This window comes from Nocardia nova (genome assembly GCF_002933465.1).
Lineage (GTDB): Bacteria > Actinomycetota > Actinomycetes > Mycobacteriales > Mycobacteriaceae > Nocardia > Nocardia nova_B.
The window spans coordinates 21,689-41,949 of record NZ_PSZE01000018.1 but is presented as its reverse complement, the minus strand read 5'-3'; the positions used below and the strand labels follow the sequence as shown (position 1 = coordinate 41,949).

Genomic DNA, 20,261 nt, shown 5'->3' with positions numbered 1-20,261 from the left:
TGCCGCCGTGATCTCGCGGATCAGAAATAGGTGCCGGCGAACGGCGCCGCGGTGGTGGCGAACAGCGCGTCCGCGGCTTCGGCTGCGCCACTGCGGTTTTCGATTACCCGCCCGGCGAGGGCCAGCTGCCGCCAGGTGGAGCCGCCGAGATAGACCGCCGCCAACGTAGCCACATCGGTGGTGAGGTCGGCGGGTGTGCCGACGCGGGTCACGGCATCGGCGGCGATGCGGTAAGAACCAGAGTTCGCGGGCAGCACGGCGTCGGTCACCGCGAGCACCACCGGCGGCGCTTCGCGGTACGCGCGCCGCGCCAGAGCGGCAGGTACGTCGACCAGTCGCAGCCAGGTCTCGTCGTGCACCCCGGCGACGGTGACCACCCGCTCGTCGGCGAACATGTGCCGCAGCGGGCTGTCGACGGGTGCGAAGGTGACCACGATCCGGTCGACGATGTCGTGGGTGAGCAGATGGCGCAGCAATCCGCGATAGGCCGCGGGGGTGGTGGTCACCCAATCGTCGACGACGACTGTGCGCTGCGGATTCCGCGGCCAGCCGGCGCTGTCGGCGGCACGATAACGCAGGAAGCCGTCCTCGGCGCCCGGTTCGCCGTGTACCACGGTCCAGCCGCCGCTGCCGGCCACCAACTCCTGGAACCGCCACCAGTACGGCGGCCGGTCGATCGCGCCGGTCCACGAGATATCGGCGGCCGCATAGATTTTCGCGAGTGTTTCCCACCGGTTCTCGGGATCGAGATACCGCACCGGCCCGCCCTGGGCGACGGTATCGCGCAACCGGGCCTGTCGCCGATGCACCTCGAGCGTCGCGTACGAGCCGGCCACACCGTAGCCGAACCGCTCGTAGATGCCGCCCTGGGTGGCGCGCAGGCTAGCGACCACTTCACCGCGCTCCGCGATATCGGCGAGCTGGCGCCGCAGCAGCGCACTCACCACGCCGCGGCGCGTGTGGGTCGGCAGGACGCCGACGTGCGTGACGGCCGCATGCGGAAGACGCTGGCCGCCGGGCACCGCCAGCCAACTGGTGTAGGAGTCGACGGCCCCGACGAGCTGCCCGTCCAGGCGCGCCCCGAGCGTGCGCCCGGGCTCGACCAGTCCGTCGGCGCCGTCCGGCAGGGGCGGCAGGCCGACCATCGCGGTACGGAAGATCTCTCCGGCCGCACGCACATCGTCTGCCGCGGTCAGCGTCGCGAGTTCGACGGCTGCTGTTCCGCCGGTCATTCGTCACCTCCGGGGTCGTGCGCGAGTCACATTCCCGACCACGGTAGCGGGCCATTGGTGTGGCCGTCTCCGGCGACCGAGCCCTCAACCCGCCGCTGCGACGGCCCTCCACGCCTTTCTGGCGCGTGAGCGGGCCCGCGGAGCGGCGTATTCGATTCGCCGGCGTGCCTCGGAGGCACTGATCCGCAGCAGATCACTCAACAGCTCCGCTGTGTCCCGATAGCCGGTGTCGGCGGCGAGGCCGCGGCGTTCGGCCTCGGCGACGGCCGCGACCATGGCCGCACCCAATCGACGCCGGCGGCGTTCGGTTTCGACGAGGGTGCGCAGCAAGTCGACATCGGCCAGGTCCGACCAGCTCTGTGCCGGCGCATTCGGTGCCAATGCAGTCGAATGTGTGTTCACGCCGGCTAGCGTAGCGCATGGTCGAACATGTGTTCGATGATCGGCGTGGTTGGGCGCGCCATGCTCAGTAGCATCGCAACGAAGTGTCGGTGACGGCCGGGCCGGACGCTCGGGCTGTTCCACACGGACGCCAACGGCCCGAGATGGTCTCGGGCCGTTGGTCTTCGGACTGTCGCATGTGGCTGCCATGCGGGGGCGACGTCGCCGTTATGTGATCGAATCGGCCAACCGATCCGCATAAGGGGCGGTGAGTCTTCCGACGATGGGAAGCGCCGCACGGACACCGCCGGTGTTGTTCGCCTGGACCATCGCCATGATCCAGACGACGATCGCGAAGACCGCGACTGCGAGTCCAACGAGGCTGACGATGATCCCCAGGGCTCCGAGCAGCGAGCCGAGGATGCTCAGAACGATATTGACCGCCGACACCGCCCCGAAGAAGACGATCGATTGCGAGGCATGGAATTTCACATCGGGATCGTGCCTTCCGATGAAGAGGAAGATGATTCCGGTGAGCCACCCCAGCGCGTACGACAGGATCGCGCTGGTCTTTTTGTCCAAGCCGGCGGACTGCGGCTGGTTCGCGGGAGGTTGAGAAGATGTCATGTGGCAAGTAGACGCCGCCCGCGCCCCCTACCGATCCCAACTTTCACACGAACCCGCAGGTCGCGTTGGAGATCCTCCGGTCCGTGCTACGCCGGTCGCTGAAACTTGCCGTCCTGAACGCCGGTGGTGAAGGCGTCCCATTCGCCGGGGGTGAAGATCAGTGCCGGGCCGGTGGGGCTTTCGGAGTCGCGTACGCCGACCGTGCCATCGCTGAGGTGCGCAACCTCCACGCACTCTCCGCCGTCCCGGCTTCGGCTGCTTTTGAACCACTTCGCGGCTGATGTTTCGGTACTCACGCTCTGTACTCCTGTTCGATCTTCTCCAGCAGAGCCCTTGACTCCGCTTCGTCCAGCGCCACAGCGGCGATGTCGGACAGCGCCTGTCGGTACACCTCGATCTCGGTTGGCTTGTCCAGGTACAGGGTTCCGGCGTAGCCCTCGATGTATACCACCGGCGGTTGTGTCAGCGCCGGTGAGTAGTCCCCGATGACGAGACCACCCGGGAATAGAGTCAGGTGATTTCGTGCCGTGTTCAGTTGATCCCGCGGGCCACCGGGTGGTGGGTGTGGGTGCAGGCCGCAGCGTACTCGGCCGGCGTCAGGTAGCCCAGCGCCGAATGCCGGTGCCGTCGATTGTGGTCGGCCTTGGAATCGCCGATCACCACCCGGGCCTCGAGCAGGCTGGTCCAGTGGTTGCGGTTGAGGTACTCGGTCCGCAGTCGCCGGTTGAACGATTCGACGAAGCCGTTGTTCCAAGGCGTGCCCGGTGGAATGTAGGAGATCCCGACCCGGTTGGCGCAGAACCGTTGCAGGGCAACCGAGATCATCTCCGGACCGTTGTTCATCCGCAGCACCCTCGGCGGCCCGAGCCGGATTCTGTTCAGCCCGATCCGGATCCGCGACGCGCACGGCAGGCGTTGCTACCGTCGCTCCCATGGATTTGCAGCTGAGCGGTAAGCGGGCCGTCGTCACCGGCGGCAGTAAGGGAATCGGGCTGGCCGTCGCGCGCGGACTCGCGGCCGAGGGCGTGGACGTGGTGCTCGCCGCCCGATCCGCCGAACCGCTCGCGGCGGCCGCGCAGGCACTCGCCCAGGAGAGCGGACGGAGGATCGTGGCGGTGCCCACCGACACCGGCGACGACGAACAGGTGCGGGCACTGGTCGAGCGCACCGTGGCGGAGCTCGGTGGGGTCGACATCCTGGTCAATGCCGCGGCCACGCCGTGGAGTGCAGGCTCGCCCGCGGACCTGAACGCCACCAGCGACGACATCGTGCGCCGCGAGGTCGAGATCAAGGTGCTCGGCTATCTGCGCACCGCCCGCGCCGTCGCGCCGCATCTGATCGCGCAGAGCTGGGGGCGAATCGTCAACATCAGCGGACTCGGTGCGCGGCAAGCGAATTCGATCGCCCAGACGGTGCGCAATGTCGGCGTTTCGGCCCTGACGAAGAATCTCGCGGACGAACTCGGCCCGCATGGGATCAACGTGACGGTCGTGCACCCGGGGCTCACTCGGACCGAACGACTCACCGGACGACTGGCCGCCCAGGCCGCTGAATCCGGCGCCACCGTCGAAGAATTGGAGGCTGGTCTGGCGGCCAACTCGATCCGCCGGGTGATCGACGCCCGCGAGGTCGCCGACGTCGTCACCTTCCTCGCCTCGCCGCGCAGCGTCGCCATCACCGGCGATGCCGTCGCGGCGGGCGGCGGCGTGCCGGGGTCCGTTTATTACTGACGCGAACCGTCGCGGACGCAGTGCAGGGGGCCTGCGGCGGGAATCTCGACCACCGGCGGCATCAGCTCTTTCAGGGTCGCGGTCCGCAACTGTGCCACGGTGTCGAAATGCCGGTACAGCGTGGTGCGCGCGACGCCCGAACGCCGCGTCACCGCATCGATGGTGACCGCGTCGAGTCCGCCGTCGTGCTCAGGCAACCATGACCGAGCTCGTTCCCGTGCGCACCCGATGGGTGATCGTGGTGTGATGAACGCGGGCCGGCCCGGTGTCGGCCCCGCGCGGGTGTGAGCGTCGGCCCGTGCGGCGGATGTCGAATCGAGGAGCGGCGGCGATGGCGCAGGTGAATGTGGCGGTGATCGGATACGGATTGTCCGGGGCGGTCTTTCACGCCCCATTGATCGCCGCCGACCCTAGGCTCCGGATGGCCGCGGTGGTGACCTCCTCGCCGGAACGGGCCGACCAGGCGCGCGGCGACCATCCCGGCGTGCGGGTATTCGCAACGGCCGACGAATTGTTCAGTGCCGCAACGGATATCGATCTGATGGTGATCGCGAGCCCCAACCGCACCCACGGACCACTGACGCTGCGGGCCGTGGCGGCCGGGCTGCCGGTGGTGGTCGACAAGCCCTTCGCCCTGACCACCGTCGAGGGCGAGGCGATGATCGCGGCCGCTCGGCAGGCGGGCACGATGTTGACGGTCTTTCAGAATCGACGCTGGGACAGCGACTTTCGCACGGTCCGTCGGCTGATGGCCGACGGCGCGCTGGGGGAGGTGCGCCGTTTCGAATCCCGCTTCGAACGCTGGCGGCCGCGTATCAAGGGCGGGTGGCGAGAGGTCGGTGGCGCCGATGAAGGCGCCGGCATCCTGTACGACCTCGGCAGTCACCTGATCGACCAGGCGCTCGACTTGTTCGGCCCGGTCGGCGACGTCTACTGCGAACTCGACGCCCGCCGTCCCGGGGTGCGGGCCGACGACGATGCCTTCGTGGCGCTCACCCATGCCTCGGGCGTGCGGTCGCATCTGTGGATGAGCGCCGTTGCGCCACAGCTGGGTCCGCGCTTCCGGGTGCTCGGCTCCGAGGCCGGGTACGTGTGTTACGGACTGGATCCGCAGGAGGCGGCACTGCGAGCCGGTCGTCGTCCCGGCGACGGACAGCCGTGGGGGAGTGTCGATCCCGCCGACTGGGGTCAGCTCGGCGCCGAAGGCGAGCTGCGCCCGACCCCCAGCGAACCCGGCGCCTATCCGGATTTCTACGCCGAGGTCGCCGCCGCCTTGCTGGACGGCGCCGAACCACCAGTGGACCCCGCCGATGCCGTTGCGGCCCTGCGCATCATCGAGCGGGCACGCGCGGCGGCGGCCGCTCGATGAACGGCCGTCAGGGTTTGCGGGCGACGCCGCCGTAGGCGGCGATGTCGGGAGTGCGGCCGACCTCACGGGAGTCGGGCTGCCACTGCGTGATGCAGGTGAAGCCGGGATCGACGAGCTCGAGTCCGTCGAAGGCCGCGGCGATATCGGCGCGCGTGCGTGGATAGTACGGTGTACCACCGGTTTTCGCGTATTCGGCACACAGGTCGACATATGGCCGGCTGTCGTCGGTGCCGTCCCAGAGCACCAGATAGCTGCCGGAGGGCACCGCCGCCAGCACCGTGCGAACGATGCGCAGCATATCCTCGTAGCTGCGGGCGTGACCGAGCACGCCCATGAACATCACGGCCACCGGTTCCTGCAGATTCAGGATGGCGTGCGCCTCGGCGATGATCTTCTCCGGTTCGTGGAAATCGGCGTCGACGTAGGTCGTCACACCCTCCGGAGTGGTGCTGGTCAGCAGCGCGCGAGCGTGGGCGAGGACCAGGGGGTCGTGGTCGACGTAGACCACCTTGGCATCGGGCGCGACGTTCTGGGCCACCTCGTGGGTGTTCTGCATCGTCGGCAAACCGGTACCGATATCGAGGAATTGCCGGATCCCGGCCTCGCTGGCGAGATGGCGCACCGCCCGGATCAGGAATTGCCGCGACTGCACGGCCATGGTCGCGATATCCGGATCGATCTGCAGACTCGCCTCACCGACGGCACGGTCGACCTCGTAATTGTCCTTGCCGCCCATCCAGAAATTCCAGATGCGCGCCGAGTGTGGAATATCGGTGCGGATCTGCGCCGGATCGTCGATGGCCATATGTGCTGAGCTCCCGTAGGTGTGGGGCGCCGCCGAACCGCGGCATCTCGTCGGTGCGAACTACGCGAGTATAACCCTCCGCGCTGCGATTGTGCCGGAATATGTTGCAGGGCCGTAATATTCGGACCCGCGGTGAGGGAGCGCCCGTGCCGCCCGGGCGAACACGTGCGACGGCTCGTGTGCGGCAACGGCGTGTACGAGGGAATCTCGACGGCGACGTTGAGTTAGCTGAAAATGTGCTAATCAGCCTGAATCGGCTGTGGCGGCTGCCGGTGGAACATGTTCGACATCTGCTCTCGGATAGGCGGAAGTCTGGCGCGACGCAACACTGATCAAGTGTCCAATCTGGAACGTTGTCCACATCGGCGCCCGCTCTCGGCGGGTGCCATTCCGCCCGCGCCATCGATGGTTAGGAAATCGACCCCTCGAGACGTAAGGTTGCCGATCGGTTACTGAATATCTCTTCTCGCATGGAGGTGGTAGAGGGCTTGCACAGCACAGTGGTCGTCGTCGGGTCCGGATTCGGGGGAATCGGCATGGGAACGGCGCTACGGCGCGCGGGGATGGACGATTTCGTCATCCTGGAGGAATCGCCCGAATTGGGTGGCGTATGGCGAGACAACACCTATCCGGGATGCAGCTGTGATGTACCGGCGCACCTGTATTCGTTCTCGTTCGCACCGTATCGCAGTACCGGCATCCGATTCCCGGGCCGCCGCCTGACCTTGGGATATCTGCGGGCCGTCGCCGCAGCGGAAGGACTACCCGCCCACCTGCACACCGGCACCGCCGTCACCGAGGCGACCTACTCGGAATCGGATGCGCGCTGGGAACTGCGGGCCGCGAACGGGATTCGGCTCACCGCGGATATCGTGGTCTTCGCCGTCGGCCAACTGCACCGGCCGAACATTCCGGAGATCCCGGGCCGCGACGAATTCGGCGGCGCGTCGTTCCATACCGCCGACTGGGATCATGCGGCCGAGCTGCGCGGGCGGCGGATCGCCCTGATCGGCACCGGATCCAGTGCGGCACAATGCCTGCCGACGCTGGCCGGCACGGCCGCATCCGTGCGGATATTCCAGCGCACTCCGCAGTGGATCCTCCCCAAACCGGCCGCCGAATTCGGCCCGGCGACGCGTGCGGCGCTGCGGCTGCCCGGTGCGCAGCGCGCCTACCGCTGGGGTCTGCACCAGGCCGCCGACTCGCTGCTGGCACCGATCATGCACCGCCGCTGGCCCGCCCGGCCCGCGGAATGGGTTGCGCGGCAGTATCTTCGGCGTTGTGTCGCCGATCCGGTGCTGCGGGGCCGGCTCACCCCGGACTATCCGATCGGCGCCAAACGCATCGTCTTCGACAGCCACTTCTATCGCACGCTGGGCCGCGACAACGTGGAACTGACCACTTCCGTGATCGCCCGCATCACCCGCGACGGCGTCGTGACCGCCGACGGCGGGCGCTACGACGCCGACGTCATCATCTACGCGACGGGTTTCCGCGCCGCCGAATTCCTGGCCCCGATCACCGTGCGCGGCCGTGGTGGACAGTCTCTGCAGGACCGATGGCGCTGCGGCGCGGACGCTTTCATGGGCCTGGCGGTGCCGGGATTTCCCAATGCCTTCCTCATCGCCGGACCCAACTCGTTCACTCCGGCCGGCAGCAATCCGGCGATGAAGGAGCATCAGATCGCCTACATCATGCGCTGCCTGCGCTGGCGCGACGAGATCGGTGCGGCGGCGATCGAGGTGCGGGCCGACGCGATGGCGGCCCATCGAGCATGGCTGGCCGACGCGCTCGCGACCACGGTGTGGTCGGCTGATGTGCCCAGCTGGTACACCCACGACAGCGGCGCGATCACCAACCCTTGGCCCGCCTCCGTGCGCACCTACGCCCGGATGCTGCGTCGCCCGCCGGCGTCGAGTTTCGCTCCAGTGCACCGTACCGCCGCCGCCGAAGCGGTCGGAGCCTGATCGGGCTCGTGCGACAAGGCCGCCCGGCGCGAGATTTGCCGCGCCGGGCGGCCTTTCGGTCGTGGTGACGCCCTCGACGCCTGTGACCGGCGCTCAGTCCTCGTCGTGGGCCAGATATTGTTTGGCCTGGTCGTAGTCGCCCTCGAGGTGGTGTCCGGGTCCGTAGACGAGATGGACGACGCCGGTGCGGAAGGCGGTCGAGCGCAGCAGAGTCAGTGGGACAGTGGCCTCGCCTTGGTCGAACAGGCGCATGCCGGACCGCACCGCGATCGGATGCACCAGCAGATGCAGTTCGTCGAGCAGCGCCACGCCGAGCAGCGCGCGCACCACCGAGACCGAGCCGGAGATGGCGATGTCACCGCCGGGTTCTCGCTTCAACGCCGTCACCCCGGCGATCAGATCACCCTGCAGCACTTCGGAATTGCGCCAGGTGAAGCTGTGCTCGCTGCGTGACACCACGATCTTGCGGGCATCGCCCAGCTTGCGGCCGAACTCTGCGTCGGGCCCACCCGCGGCTTCGCGTTCGGGCCAGGCGCCGGCGAAGCTATCGTAGGTCTTGCGGCCCAGCAGCAGCGTGTCGGCCGTGCCGAGCTGGGCATCGACCGCCGCGCCCATTTCGTCGTTGTAATAGGGAAACTGCCAGTCCTGCGGATTCTCGACGACACCGTCGAGGGCGATGAACAAGCCGGCCGTGATCGTGCGCATGTTGTCTCCTGGATCCGAAAAGTCCCTGTTGCACGATCCGACGGCGCGAGCGCGCGGAATTCGTCGGTGCCGGCGAAGGTCTCCGGCGGCGCGGGTGCGGGAGCGGGGCAAAAAGTGAGCGGTTCCCCATATTTGTCGGCAAATATGCCGATCCGGCCGCGCTGTCATTCATTTGCGCAGGTCAGAAGATATGTGGCGGGGGGTCGAAAATGTCCAAAACGGAGTAGAAGGTGAGTGGAGGCTCGCATTACCGTTCCATCAGGTGACATATACGGCCGGTGATCGGGCGGTGTCGACATGGCCTGATCACCGTTCCGGCAGATCTCGCGAAGACTGCGGATCTGGCCCGTGACAAGGAGGTCAGAGTGACTACAGCAAGCACAGTCGGTGCTGAGCGCGCGCTATCCGGCCGCGCCACCTCGCTGTCCATGCGGGACGCGCAGGCCATGTCCCGGGAACTGGTCCTCCATCTCGGCGGGTCCGTGGCGCCGTTCACCACCCTGCCCGCCGATGTGATGTCCGGTGAGGTGTCGGCAGTCGCGCGAATCTGCGTGGAATGGTCGATCCGCCGGGTCAACGGCGGGGATCTTCCCGAGCGCACCGATCGGCTGCGCGCCGCCGCCGCGCGGTGGTGCCGCGCCGGGATCCCGATCGAGGTGGTCGTGCACGCGGTCCACGAGGGCTTCAAGGCCGGACTGGACCTGCTGTTCGCCCGGGCCAAGGCCAGCGATGCCGAACTCGTCGTCAAGGGCACCACCACCGCGCTGGAACTGCTGGACCTGATCACCGCGACCGTCAGCAAGGCCTACGTCCAGGAGCGCCGCGCCGACGCCGTCGAACACCACACGGCCGTGCACACCCTCACCTCGGCGCTGCTCGGCGGGCACGCCACCACGAAGCTGGCGCGTGAATGCGGGATCCGGATCGCCGAGCGGTATCACGTTCTCGCCCTATGGATTCCGCCGCATCCCGACGAGACCCATCCGCGGTTGGACCGGAACGTGGTCGCGCGCCGCAAACTGCGGCGGGTGCAGGCCGCGCTGGCGAAACTGCTGCGCGATCAGCCGCTGGCGATGCTCACGGTCGACGGCGGCACGGTGCTCATCCCCGAAACCGCCCGCACCGACACGGAATTGGACGATCTGCTCACCCGGCTGTCCGAGCTGGCCGGCGTGCCGCTGACCGCCGCGGTGGTGGGCGCCGCCGCGGCCGACGTCCCGGCCGCCGCACAGCAGGCGCACGATCTTCTCGACACCGTGGGCCGGCTCGGACGCGGGCCCGGGGTGCATCGCTTCCCCGAACTCGCACTGCAGTATCAGCTCACCCGGCCCGGCATCGGCCGCGACATCCTCGATGCCCGGCTGGCGCCGCTGGACGACCATCCCGAGCTGCTGGAAACGCTGCGAGTCTTCTTCAACACCGACCTCAACCGGCAGCGCGCCGCACGGCAGTTGTGTATCCACCCGAACACGATCGATTACCGGCTGCGCCGCATCGGCCAGTTGACCGGCTTCGACCCGTCCCGTACCACCGGATTGTGGTATTTGCGTTCGGCATTGATCGCCCGGCTCGGCATCGCCGACCGCGATGCGTCCACGCCGGTGCGCCGGCCCGCCTGATTCGGGCCTTACCGGTCGGAACCGGCCGGTGGCCGATCGGTGGTGCCGTCCAGGTGTGGGTAGACCACCTCCTGCACGATGAGCAGCACCGCGGCGGCGCACGGGGATCGCCAGCAGCGAGCCGAGGATGCCGAGCAGGATGGCGCGGGGGCGGCGCGACTGCGGAAAGAACCGGTACAGGCCGTGCCGGATGCGTGGGAAATTCGCCGAGAAGTAGATGGTCAGCACCGCCACGATCAACGCGCTGGCCAAGGCGCCGAAGACGCGCTCACCGGCGCCGAGCAGACCGTGGCGCAGCGAGGGGTTGTCGGTGAGGCCGTGTTCGAGTTCCTGATCCAGGTGCAAACGCTGCGACCACGACCGGATCAGCGGGTACTGGTTCTCCAGGTCGTGCAGCCGGTCGGAAGCGTGGTCGACCAGATCGCCGCCCTGGGTGACGAGGGGTGTGATCGCCGCAGCCAGGAATCCGGCGACGAGCAGTGTGGCACAGCCGAATACGACGGCCACGGCCACCCAGCGCGGCAGCCGGTGCCGATGCAGCCAGGCGACCAGCGGCTCGATCCCGATCGCCAGGAACAGCGCCACGCCCACCAGTACGAGGGCCTGTCGTGCGGTGGCCAGCATGTCCACGATGCCGATCGCGAGGAGGACGCCGAGGCCGCCGGTCACGCCGATCACGAACGGAGAATTGCGGTCGAACCGCGGGCCCGGCCGCCCGTGCGGGTGCTGCGCGCCGGCCGACTCGGAGGCCGCGCGTTCGGCTGCCGCGATCGGCTCCGGGACCGACGGCTCGCCCTGCGGACCGCGTTCGGCGTCCGAATCGGCGGAACTGCCCATTCTTGGCAGCGTAGCGCCCGCGCGCCGAACTGGGGTCGGACCAGGGCATCGGGTCCGCGCCGAACTCGGGAGGGCTCACAGTCCCAGTGCCCGAGCGAACACCGGCCAGCTCCGGTGCAGGTCTTCCTGCCAGTAGCCCCAGGAATGGGTGCCGGTGGGACGCATGTCGAAGGTGGCGGGGACGGCCAGCTCGGTGAGCCTGGTGCGGAGGTCGCGAGCGCATCGGACCGCGCCGGTTTCCAGGGCGCCACCGACGAGGATCTGATCGGCCAATTTTGCTGGGCTGGAACGGATTCCGGGACCATCCAAGGTGTCGAGTGGTCCGGGCAGCCCGGTGCCGGTGGAGACGTAGATCGCGGTGCCGCGCAAGCGATCCGCGTGCAGGTAGGGGTCGTTGGCCGCCCACGCCGGATCCGTCGGCGGGCCCCACATGTTCACGGTATTGCCCCTACCGCCGCCCACGACCGCGTCGACGATGAGTTGACCGGGCGGATCGCTCGTTCGCGCGCAGCCCGAGTACGACCCGATCGCCTGGTACAAGCCCGGTGCGGCCAGTGCCAGCTGAAATACCGAGGTACCGGCCATGGATATTCCGATGATCGCGTTCCTGCCGTCTCCGTCGAAACCGGAATCGATGATCGGTGGCAGTTCCTCGGTCAAAAACGTCGTCCACCGCTGCCTGCCCAGGGCCGGGTCGTCGGTGCGCCAGTCGGTGAAGTAGCTGCTGGCTCCGCCGAAAGGCACCACCACAGTGACCTGTTTGTCGGCGAAGAAGTGGGCGATATCGGTCCGGTTGATCCAGTTTCCGTCGGCGCCGCCGTCGATACCGTTCAACAAGTACACCGTGGGCGCCGGTCGCGAGCGGTCCGGCGCCGGAAGCACTTCCAGCCGGATCGGAACGTTCATCGCCGCGGAGTGGACGGTGACCGTGAGGGCGCGTGGTGATCCGGGGGCGGCCCCCGTCAGGACGGACCCGTCGGCGGAGGGGCGGGCGTTCGTCAGGGCCTGGGTGGACGAAATGGAAGCGGGCACAGGCGAATCGGCTGCGACGGCAGACGGTTGGGTGGCAGATGGCACGGTAGACGGTTGAGCGGTGGCCGAACCGCAGGCGAGTCCGGCTGTCATCGACAGCGCCGCGGACAGCCGCACCGAGGCGCGGCAGATGCCTTGCAACACAGCAGAATTCACGCGTCGCCTTTCCTGGGTCCGAAACCGCGGAACCGCTGACGCCGACGATAGGCCGCTCCCGCGCTGCCCGACAATCACCGCGCGCCGGCTTTGGCCCGGATGCCAGCGCGAGCGCGCCCGGTCTGGTAATGGCCACAAATTCCGCATTATCGGCTGCCGGGGCAGGGGCCGGCGTCGTTGACTGGGATAGGCCGTCGGGGAATCGTGCCGCGAACATATGTCGAGATCGGAGTGCGAGGATGCTCAGCCGCCCGCCGAGAATGCGCATCGCCCGTGCCGTCGCCGTGCTGTCGGCCGTGATCACCGTGGCGGCCGCGATCACCGCCTCGAACGATCGCGCCACCGCCGATCCCGCCGAGGCCACCGCACCCGACGGTTCGCACATCAGCGACATACGCCGGCGCGACGACCGGATCCTCGATATCGGCGTGTACTCGGCGGCCATGCGCAATGTGACTCGCGTACAACTGATTCGCGCCGCCGACCCGGACCGGCCGGCGCCGACGCTGTATCTGCTCAACGGCGCCAACGGCGGGATCAGCGACGGCAGCTGGTCCGATCGCACCGATATCGCCGCATTCTTCGCCGACAAGCAGGTCAATGTGGTGGTGCCGTTCGGCGGAGCCAGCAGCTATTTCACCGATTGGCGCGCCGACGATCCGGTGCTGGGCCGGCAGCGGTGGCGCACCTTCCTGACCGAGGAATTGCCGCCACTCATCGATTCCGGTTTCGGCGGTACCGGAGTGAACGCGATCGCGGGCATCTCGATGGCCGGTACCTCGGTATTTCAGTTGGCATTGGCCGCCCCCGGTTTGTACCAGGCGGTCGGCTCGTACTCCGGATGTGTGCGCACCAGCGACCCGCAGGGGCAGTTGATCGTCGACGCCGTGGTCGGAAATCGGATGGGGAACACCGTGAACATGTGGGGGCCGCCGACGGATCCGGCGTGGGCGGCCAACGACCCCTACCTGCACGCGGATCGCTTGCGCGGCACCGCGATCTACGTCTCCACCGGCACCGGAATTCCGGGACCACTCGACACTTTCCAGGGCGCACACGGCGACGCGACGCAGCTGGCCTATCAACTGGTCTTCGGTGCGGCACTCGAAGGCGTCACGAATCTGTGCACCCACCAGCTGCACGACCGCCTGCAGCAACTCGGTGTGCCCGCGACCTTCGATTTCCGGCCGACCGGCACCCACTCGTGGGGCTACTGGCAGGAGGACCTGCACACCTCGTGGCCGCTGTTCGCCGACGCCCTGGGTGCGTGAGAGCTGCCCGGTTGCGGCTTCCCTCGGTCGCGTCCAAGGGTGGTGAAGCCGGCTCGGTCGGGATCACGATCACGGCGCTGGATGATCATTCCTGCCGGTTACCGTGCGAGATCGGGCCTGGTCGGTGCAGCCTCATTGTGAGCAGCGTGGTCGAAAGCTCGCTCGTAGATCTCGTCGATGCTCGGGTTCTGTGGTCGCCAACTGCCCAGAGCGGTGTCGCGGATCTACCGGTGGGTGTCGAGTACCTCTCGCAGTCGCTGCGCGAAAGCCTCGGGCTGCCCGGCGTAGCCGGCGTCGCCGCCGGCGAAACCGCTGTGGTGGCTGGGGAAGACGGTCGGCTGTTGTCCGAGCAGGGCGGCTGTTGCCGCGGCGGTGCGGGCGGTCAGTTCGCCTGCCGACTCCTCGCCGACTGCTATGAGGACGTGTGTGGGAGCCGCCGTCAGTGCGGCCACGTCGGGTACGTAGCCGCTGACCGCCCAGGACCGGTCCGACACGAGCGGGTCGGCGCGGGAACCGTCGTCCTCGGTGGGCATGCCGAACTGCGCCGGATCGGGGGTGGGCAGGGCGAAGAATTCGTCGGTGAATTCGCCCTGCCACGATGCCACCGCGATGAAGGCGGCCATCGCCGCGCCGAATCCCTTGGCCTCGTACACATCTCGCACGGCGATCTGTGCCCGGCGGGCCGCTTCCGCATCGGGAAGCACCGGCAGGATCGGCGGTTCGTGCGCGACGAGTGTGGTCACGTCGCCGGGGTGCGCGGTCACCAGGGCCAGTGCGGTCACGGCCCCGCCGCTGCTGGCGAAGACCTCCACCGGACCACCGACCTTCTCGATGAGGGCGTGCAGATCCTCGGCCTGTACGACGGGCGAATGGTCGACCCGTCCGTCCTTGCGCACGCTGCGTCCCAGCCCGCGCGGGTCGTAGGTGATCACGGTGCGGTCGGGGAAGTAGGAGGCCAGGGTCGCGAATCCGTCGGCCGTCATCGGCTGGCCGACCATGAGCAGCGGCGCGCGCCCGTCGGCGGTGGGCAGCGGACCGCGGACGTCGTAGATGAGATCGGCCTCGGGGGTACTGAGGGTCTGTGTCTGCATGCTCCTAGGACGAGGCGCGCACCGGAAAGTCATCGGTCACCGAACCCAACGTCGCGGCGAACAGTTCGGTCACCCGCTTCCCGGTCGGAAACTGAGATCGACCGGCTGCGCGAACTCGACTATCCGGTGCAGGCGACGATGGGTGTGTACGGGGGATATCGGCTGGCCGCGGGGACGGCGATGCCGCCGCTGCTACCGCGCGGAGGTCACCGTGTTCGCCTCGGCGGAGGATATCCGCGCGTCCGCGGCTGCGCTCGGTGAGGTCGAGGAAGTCGACGACCGCACCTGCCGGCTTCGCACCGAGGCCGACACCATGCAATGGCTGGTTTTCCGGCTGCTGCGGCTCGGCTACGACTTCCGCGTCGACTCCCCGCCGTCGACTCCCCGCCCGAGGTCGCCGACCATGTCCGCGAACTCGCCGCCCGGTTACAGCGTGCCGCACCCGCGCACTCGGGAATGAAAAAGCTACGGTGACCGGATATATCGCAATTTCTCAGCAAGCGGTACCGGAATACTCGAGGAGAACTGGTTATGCGTCGACTGAGCCTCACCCATCGTCTCACCGCGGCAGCGGCGGCAGCTGCGGCGGCGGCCGTGGTCTTCGCCGGTCCCGTCGCGGCGGAACCGGCGGCCGTGGACTGGTCCGCGGCGACCGCCCATCTGCGCGCGGCCGCGGCCGGGAATCCGGCGGCCGAACAGGCGATCGATCGGCTGCGTGCCGCGGGACCGACCGTCGAGCAGGCGGCGCTGCCCGCCCAGCCGTTCCAGATTCCCGCTCAATCCGACATCGGGCGCGGCACCGGCCCCGGCGTCTACGGGTCCGGAATCGCGTTGAACTACGACGGCTTCCGCCTCGGCTTCTTCGGCGGCCCGGGCACCATAGCCCCGAATCAGGGCGGGGCGAATCTGCAGGTCGTCTGGTACAACCTGTCGAACGGGCGCAGCGGCACCCAAACACTGATCGAACACAACGACGTGCCGGTGGACACCACCATCCGCACCCCCGTCTTCGATCCGGGGACGGGCATGGTGGTGGCCGCGGTGTACGGGACGCTCTGGCACCGGTGGCCGGTTCCGGTTTCCGACGCCAACCCCGACGGGTTCCAGTACCAGCTGGGCACCATCTCCATCCCCTCGTTCGGCGCCTTCTACAACTGAACGACCTTGCGTGGGGACCGGTTTCGAGTGGACCGGTCCCCGCGCCGTGTCAGTGAACGAAGGGCAGACAGCCCGCCATCCCGAAATGCACCAGCAGATATCCGGAGGCCGGCACCGCGGCGACCGATGCCGCGAACAGCGCGAGCGGAATTCCGCGGCCGGCCCGCCTCGTGCGGGACTCGGAGTGCACCAGCCGGCGCACCCGGTCGGCGACGGCGAGCGTGCTCGTGCCCAGCGCGGTATCCGGGAGCAGCGAGCGGATCTCGGCGTCGCCGGTGGCTCCGGACAGCGTGAGCAGCGCGGTGAGTACGGCGGTACGGCTGTGGCGACCGGACGCGCGGTCGTCGGCACACATTTCCAGCAGCTGGGCGACGCGGTCGTCGGCGGCCGCGAACAGCGGAATGCGCGGCAGGGTGGTGGCGAGCGCGCGGGTCGATGCCCGGATCAGATGGTGCCGCCCGGCCAGGTGCGCGTCCTCGTGGGCGAGGACCGCCGCCAGCTGCGGCCGGTCCAGCGCGGCCACCGCGGCGCTGGTCACCACCACGGTCCCCGGTCGCCCCGCGACGCAGTAGGCCGCCCGCTGCGGCGCGTCGATGACCACCGCCGCGGCCGCGCCGGCCTCGTCCAGCCGCCGTCCGACGAGCGATGCCGAGCGGGCGTGCCGGGCGCTGCTGCGTCCCGCGCGCACCACCGCACCGATCACCCGCACCCCCCGCACGGTGACGAATCCGATCAGCGCGAGCGCCGAGAGCAGCGCGGCGAACTGCGCGACCGGACCGTGGCTGCCGTCGGCGGTGGCGTGCACGGCCACCCAGCAGTCGTCGAACAGGTGGGCCATCGGCAGATCCCAGGTGTGGGCGACCTGTACGGTCAGGGCCACCGCGGCGGCCGCCCAGGCGCCGAGGACGGCGGCGATCGCGGTGAGCCAGGCCAGCACTCCGAGCGCGGGGACGCTGCCGTGTGCGGTGAGCCGGGTCAGGATCGGCGGGCCGAGAACGCAGACCAGTGCCGAATAACCCAGCAGGCACAGCGCGAGGGTCACTCGGCGACCTCGGTACCCGGCTGATCGGTGTGGGCATTGCGGGTTTTCGCGCGGCGCAGCACCTTGCGCAGCGCGGCGGTGTCGTCGTCGGAGATCTGCTCGACGAAATGGGCGAGCACCAGATCGGAGCGGCCGCCGCCGAGCGCCTCGCGCATCAGCTGAGCGCTGTACTGTTCGCGGCTCAGGCGCGCGCGATAGCGATAGGCCTTGCCGTCGCGTTCGCGTTCCAGCCAGCCCTTGCGGTGCAGATTGTCCATGGTGGTCATGACCGTGGTGTAGGCGATTTCGCGGCTGCGCAGCAGGTCCTCGAACACGGTCCGCACGGTGATGGTGTCGGGAGCGGACCAGATGCGGTCCATCACCACCGCCTCCAGATCCCCGAAACGATGTGCCATCGCACCTCTCCACCATCGACTACGTACCGGGATAGTACCCATTCCCGGCCCTCGGGAACGGCTGTGGCCCCGCCGGAACGACGGGGCCACAGGGTGGGAGAGCCGACTCAGGAGGCGGCCGGAGCAGGTGCGTTGAGGGTGTTGTACATCTGCACCGCGCTGGCGATACCGACCGGCACGCCGAGGATGGCGGCGCCGATCAGCGGGCCGACGGTGGCACCGAGGCCGGCCCCGACCAGGCAGCCGGCCGCGCCGCTGCCGAGGAAGAACTCCGGCACCAGAGCGAAGCCGACCGTCGCGCCGAGCACGCAGCCGGTGATGCCGCCCACCGCGCCGCCGGCGAGGCTGCCGATACCGGTCGCCAGCCCGAACTGGGTGGCGGCCACGCTCAGGGCGGAGTTGAACTCGTCCTGGGTGTAGATCGGCTGGGCGGAGGTGACCGGTTGTTCGACGGCGGCCGATTGCGGCGCCGGCTGCTCGGCGGCCGTCTGCTGGGTCTCCGGCAGCGAGGCGGGTGCGGTGGCGGCCTGTTCGGCCTTTGGCGAGGTGGCCAGGGCGGTACCGGCGACGAGAGCGCCGTTGCCGTCCTTGACCTGGAATTGGGTGCCCACCGTGGTGAGCGAGCCCAGTCCGGTCTGAATGCTGACCGAGCCGTCCTGGGTATTGCTCGTGTAGCGGACGCCCGGAAGGATTTCGGTCGTCAGTGTGAACGGGTCGGCGGCGATCGGTGCGCCGGCGGCGGGGGCCGTGGGCGTGCCGGTGGCGGCGTTGGCAGTGGTGGCGGTGGTGGCTACGGCACCGGTCACCATCAAAGCTATGGTCGCGCCGGAGACCAAACGGGTGGTCTTGTTCATCGGATCCTCATCGTGGTCGATCGGATAAGGCGGCGAGCGATCGGGAATTCCAAGGGGAGAATTGCCGAATTATCCGCTGCCGGTGCGAAATCCGGATTACCGGATCGCGCGAATTGAGATTAACGAGTGCCGACCCGGCGTAAAGGTGCGACACAGAAACGTTTACGGTTGAGAAATGTTGCTAACCAATCGGATACAGCTGCGTAATAAGTATTTAACGTGAGAAGCCAATGGGCCGTGCGCATTTCGGACATCGCTGCGGCTATTCGACTATGTACGTACGCATTTAGTAGACGATCGTCCGTACTGGACGGCTACAATAGCAATCTTCGAGCGATCCGGAAAACCCAGAGGGGCGAGACCTGTAGCGGCCTCGCCCGTGTGGCGGTCGAATTCCCGTTCAGCTCGGTGCGATCCGGAACAGCCCGGTCGTGGTGCCCTGGTATTGCACGCGCCCCGGTGCGATCGTGCCCACCATCTGCAGGGTGTCGTGCACGGTGCTGGTGCCGATCAACCGGCTGGAATTCTCCGTACCGGTTGCCGCGTCGATCACGACGAGGTGATAGGTGTCGATCACCGCTCCGGCGCTGCCGGTGTCGATGCCGGCGATCCGATTCTTGCGGGCGACCGTATAGATCTTGCGGTCCGCCAGTGAAAGCCGCGGAGCCGCAGCAGATTTCACATCGCTGGTCCATTTCCGGGTACAGCCGTTACCGTCGGCATTCACGTCGATGCGGACCATGCCGCCGGTGAAATCGGCGTTGTCCGGCTCGCTCGGACCGGCGTTGTCGGGTAGCGCCGGATACGGGTAGCCGTAGGTGCTCGCCACGAAGACGCTGTTACCCGAGCCGATCGGCGAGTTCTCGGTGCCGTCCACCGCGGGCGCCGAGCAGACCTGGCGGCCGCTGCGGGTGTCGTAGACGAGCAGATTCTCCTGCGGCACCGCGTTATCGGTGATCCCCAGATAATCGGTACCGTCACGTGGGCCGAAGAAGGTCGGACTGGCCCCGCTGCCCCAGCTGAGCTGTCCGGGTTTGCGCGCCGGGCCGCGATCGTAGGGCTGCCGCCACACCTGGTGTGGAGCGCCCGAGCCGTCCGCGGTGAACAGATAGGTGGCGTGATCGGTGGTGACCGCGGTGCCCTCCGGGGCGGTCGAGATGCTGTTGTCGACGTGCTCGCCGGGCAGCGTGATCGATTGTGCGGAGCCGGTTTTCGGGTCGACCGCGCCCACCGTGCCGTTGGCGGTGGCGAACCACACCCGGCCGTCGCGATCGGGCATCAGCGAGGCGACGCTGTCACAGCCGTTGCCGCCGCAGTGGCCGGTCACCGCGGCGCCGAGGGGCATCGAGGAGGCGATGGCCAGCTTCCAGCCGTCGCCCTCTTTCGTATGCGCGACCCGTACCAAATTGTCGTCACCGTCGACCATGACCATGCGGTCGGCATTGTCCAGATAGGCATAGACCCCGCCCAGCAGCCCGCCCTTGGGTAGCGACAGCGATGTGAGCGGCCGACCGTTGTTCGGGTCGAGCAGGAATATCTTGGGCGAACGGTCGGTGACGGTGGTGCACAACGCCTGCGGCATGCCGTCGGCGCCTTGCAGGATAGTCGGGCACGCGGCGGCCAGTTCGCGGAACCGTGCGTGCACCGCGCCGGTACCGACGCCCGTCAGCGGGGTGCTGTCGGAGGATTCCGCATCGCCGTGCATGGTGGCGGTGCCGACCGGCCCGAGATACGGATCGACCGGAGGGGTGGGCCGAACGCGGCGTTCGCGGTTCCCGCGCCGACGGTCAGTATCGCCACCGCGACGGCCGCGATCGAGGTGATCGCGCCCCCGGTAAAGCCCTGACATCGCACAAGCACTCCTCGATATGATTATTCGTATCGAATAATTCAATTATTCGTATCGCGACAGGTTAGGATCCCGTGCCGACTGGCAACATCGGACGGGCCGAAAGCTCGCCCCCGCGCCACCCGAGCGCCGGGCCCAATT

At 68.3% G+C, this 20,261-nt stretch carries 21 protein-coding genes and 2 pseudogenes; 7 read left to right on the top strand and 16 right to left on the bottom strand.

From position 1 onward, the window contains the following. Positions 1–20: 20 nt before the first annotated feature. The 6 genes and pseudogenes from C5E41_RS20940 to C5E41_RS20920 form a co-directional block, all read right to left on the bottom strand. Complete coding sequence (locus tag C5E41_RS20940; protein ID WP_104377495.1) at positions 21–1,232, bottom strand: GNAT family N-acetyltransferase; 1,212 nt, start codon at positions 1,230–1,232, stop codon at positions 21–23. Positions 1,233–1,316: 84 nt separating this feature from the next. Further along, a complete protein-coding gene (locus C5E41_RS20935) occupies positions 1,317–1,634 on the bottom strand; it encodes a DUF222 domain-containing protein (RefSeq protein WP_030515825.1) in 318 nt (105 codons plus the stop codon). A 207-nt stretch (positions 1,635–1,841) separates the two neighbouring features. Further along, positions 1,842–2,240: a DUF4870 domain-containing protein gene (locus C5E41_RS20930; protein WP_104377494.1), complete on the bottom strand. Its 399-nt coding sequence runs from the start codon at positions 2,238–2,240 to the stop codon at positions 1,842–1,844. 86 nt (positions 2,241–2,326) lie between these two features. Then, the gene (locus C5E41_RS20925; protein ID WP_104377493.1) at positions 2,327–2,536 is read right to left on the bottom strand and encodes a DUF397 domain-containing protein; all 210 of its coding nucleotides are present in this window, start codon (positions 2,534–2,536) and stop codon (positions 2,327–2,329) included. After that, positions 2,533–2,754: a DUF5753 domain-containing protein gene (locus tag C5E41_RS34525; protein WP_258081143.1), complete on the bottom strand. Its 222-nt coding sequence runs from the start codon at positions 2,752–2,754 to the stop codon at positions 2,533–2,535. The genes C5E41_RS20925 and C5E41_RS34525 overlap by 4 nt, the downstream gene beginning before the upstream one ends. Before the next feature lie 17 nt (positions 2,755–2,771). After that, positions 2,772–3,104 (bottom strand): annotated as a pseudogene (locus C5E41_RS20920) (integrase core domain-containing protein); the annotation flags it as partial. A gap of 68 nt (positions 3,105–3,172) precedes the next feature. On the opposite strand from C5E41_RS20920, the gene C5E41_RS20915 reads away from it, so the two are divergent. Next, on the top strand, positions 3,173–3,970 hold the full coding sequence (locus C5E41_RS20915; protein WP_104377491.1) for an SDR family NAD(P)-dependent oxidoreductase: 798 nt from the start codon (positions 3,173–3,175) through the stop codon (positions 3,968–3,970). Here the strand turns inward: C5E41_RS20915 and C5E41_RS36260 are convergent. Continuing rightward, entirely contained in the window at positions 3,964–4,167 is a 204-nt protein-coding gene (locus C5E41_RS36260; RefSeq protein ID WP_439956451.1) for a helix-turn-helix domain-containing protein, read from the bottom strand. The two genes, C5E41_RS20915 and C5E41_RS36260, sit on opposite strands and share 7 nt — an antisense overlap. A gap of 134 nt (positions 4,168–4,301) precedes the next feature. Here C5E41_RS36260 and C5E41_RS20905 point away from each other — a divergent pair, with 134 nt between their 5' ends. Further along, complete coding sequence (locus C5E41_RS20905) at positions 4,302–5,339, top strand: Gfo/Idh/MocA family protein (RefSeq protein ID WP_104377490.1); 1,038 nt, start codon at positions 4,302–4,304, stop codon at positions 5,337–5,339. Between the two features lie 7 nt (positions 5,340–5,346). Here C5E41_RS20905 and C5E41_RS20900 read toward each other — a convergent pair whose 3' ends face one another. Next, positions 5,347–6,144, bottom strand: a complete 798-nt coding sequence (locus C5E41_RS20900) for an SAM-dependent methyltransferase (protein ID WP_104377489.1) — start codon at positions 6,142–6,144, stop codon at positions 5,347–5,349. Between the two features lie 470 nt (positions 6,145–6,614). On the opposite strand from C5E41_RS20900, the gene C5E41_RS20895 reads away from it, so the two are divergent. Further along, positions 6,615–8,111 carry a flavin-containing monooxygenase gene (locus tag C5E41_RS20895; RefSeq protein WP_258081134.1) on the top strand — a complete coding sequence of 499 codons (1,497 nt, stop codon included), beginning with the start codon at positions 6,615–6,617 and terminating at the stop codon, positions 8,109–8,111. A 93-nt stretch (positions 8,112–8,204) separates the two neighbouring features. On the opposite strand, the gene C5E41_RS20890 is transcribed toward C5E41_RS20895, so the two are convergent. After that, positions 8,205–8,816: a dihydrofolate reductase family protein gene (locus C5E41_RS20890; protein ID WP_104377488.1), complete on the bottom strand. Its 612-nt coding sequence runs from the start codon at positions 8,814–8,816 to the stop codon at positions 8,205–8,207. A 365-nt stretch (positions 8,817–9,181) separates the two neighbouring features. Here C5E41_RS20890 and C5E41_RS20885 point away from each other — a divergent pair, with 365 nt between their 5' ends. Beyond that, positions 9,182–10,435 (top strand): PucR family transcriptional regulator, encoded by a 1,254-nt coding sequence (locus C5E41_RS20885; protein ID WP_258081133.1) that lies wholly within the window; start codon positions 9,182–9,184, stop codon positions 10,433–10,435. Between the two features lie 156 nt (positions 10,436–10,591). Here C5E41_RS20885 and C5E41_RS35995 read toward each other — a convergent pair. Together C5E41_RS35995 and C5E41_RS20875 are read right to left on the bottom strand one after the other, a co-directional pair. Then, positions 10,592–11,059 (bottom strand): annotated as a pseudogene (locus tag C5E41_RS35995) (AI-2E family transporter); the annotation flags it as partial. 288 nt (positions 11,060–11,347) lie between these two features. Further along, positions 11,348–12,304 (bottom strand): alpha/beta hydrolase, encoded by a 957-nt coding sequence (locus tag C5E41_RS20875; protein ID WP_258081132.1) that lies wholly within the window; start codon positions 12,302–12,304, stop codon positions 11,348–11,350. Between the two features lie 395 nt (positions 12,305–12,699). Here C5E41_RS20875 and C5E41_RS20870 point away from each other — a divergent pair, with 395 nt between their 5' ends. Then, entirely contained in the window at positions 12,700–13,731 is a 1,032-nt protein-coding gene (locus tag C5E41_RS20870) for an alpha/beta hydrolase (RefSeq protein ID WP_258081131.1), read from the top strand. 224 nt (positions 13,732–13,955) lie between these two features. Here C5E41_RS20870 and C5E41_RS20865 read toward each other — a convergent pair whose 3' ends face one another. After that, on the bottom strand, positions 13,956–14,822 hold the full coding sequence (locus C5E41_RS20865) for an alpha/beta fold hydrolase (RefSeq protein WP_104377485.1): 867 nt from the start codon (positions 14,820–14,822) through the stop codon (positions 13,956–13,958). Between the two features lie 211 nt (positions 14,823–15,033). On the opposite strand from C5E41_RS20865, the gene C5E41_RS33385 reads away from it, so the two are divergent. Beyond that, a complete protein-coding gene (locus tag C5E41_RS33385) occupies positions 15,034–15,282 on the top strand; it encodes a hypothetical protein (RefSeq protein ID WP_146097621.1) in 249 nt (82 codons plus the stop codon). A 71-nt stretch (positions 15,283–15,353) separates the two neighbouring features. After that, positions 15,354–15,980 carry a hypothetical protein gene (locus C5E41_RS20855; RefSeq protein WP_104377484.1) on the top strand — a complete coding sequence of 209 codons (627 nt, stop codon included), beginning with the start codon at positions 15,354–15,356 and terminating at the stop codon, positions 15,978–15,980. Positions 15,981–16,029: 49 nt separating this feature from the next. Here C5E41_RS20855 and C5E41_RS20850 read toward each other — a convergent pair whose 3' ends face one another. From C5E41_RS20850 to C5E41_RS20835, 4 genes are all read right to left on the bottom strand, one after another. Beyond that, positions 16,030–17,022: a M56 family metallopeptidase gene (locus tag C5E41_RS20850; RefSeq protein ID WP_104377483.1), complete on the bottom strand. Its 993-nt coding sequence runs from the start codon at positions 17,020–17,022 to the stop codon at positions 16,030–16,032. Then, on the bottom strand, positions 17,019–17,417 hold the full coding sequence (locus tag C5E41_RS20845) for a BlaI/MecI/CopY family transcriptional regulator (protein ID WP_104377482.1): 399 nt from the start codon (positions 17,415–17,417) through the stop codon (positions 17,019–17,021). The genes C5E41_RS20850 and C5E41_RS20845 overlap by 4 nt, the downstream gene beginning before the upstream one ends. A 107-nt stretch (positions 17,418–17,524) precedes the next feature. Continuing rightward, complete coding sequence (locus C5E41_RS20840; RefSeq protein ID WP_104377481.1) at positions 17,525–18,271, bottom strand: hypothetical protein; 747 nt, start codon at positions 18,269–18,271, stop codon at positions 17,525–17,527. A gap of 400 nt (positions 18,272–18,671) precedes the next feature. Then, positions 18,672–20,120, bottom strand: coding sequence for a hypothetical protein (locus C5E41_RS20835; protein WP_258081130.1), 1,449 nt, complete (start codon positions 20,118–20,120; stop codon positions 18,672–18,674). Positions 20,121–20,261 lie beyond the last annotated feature (141 nt).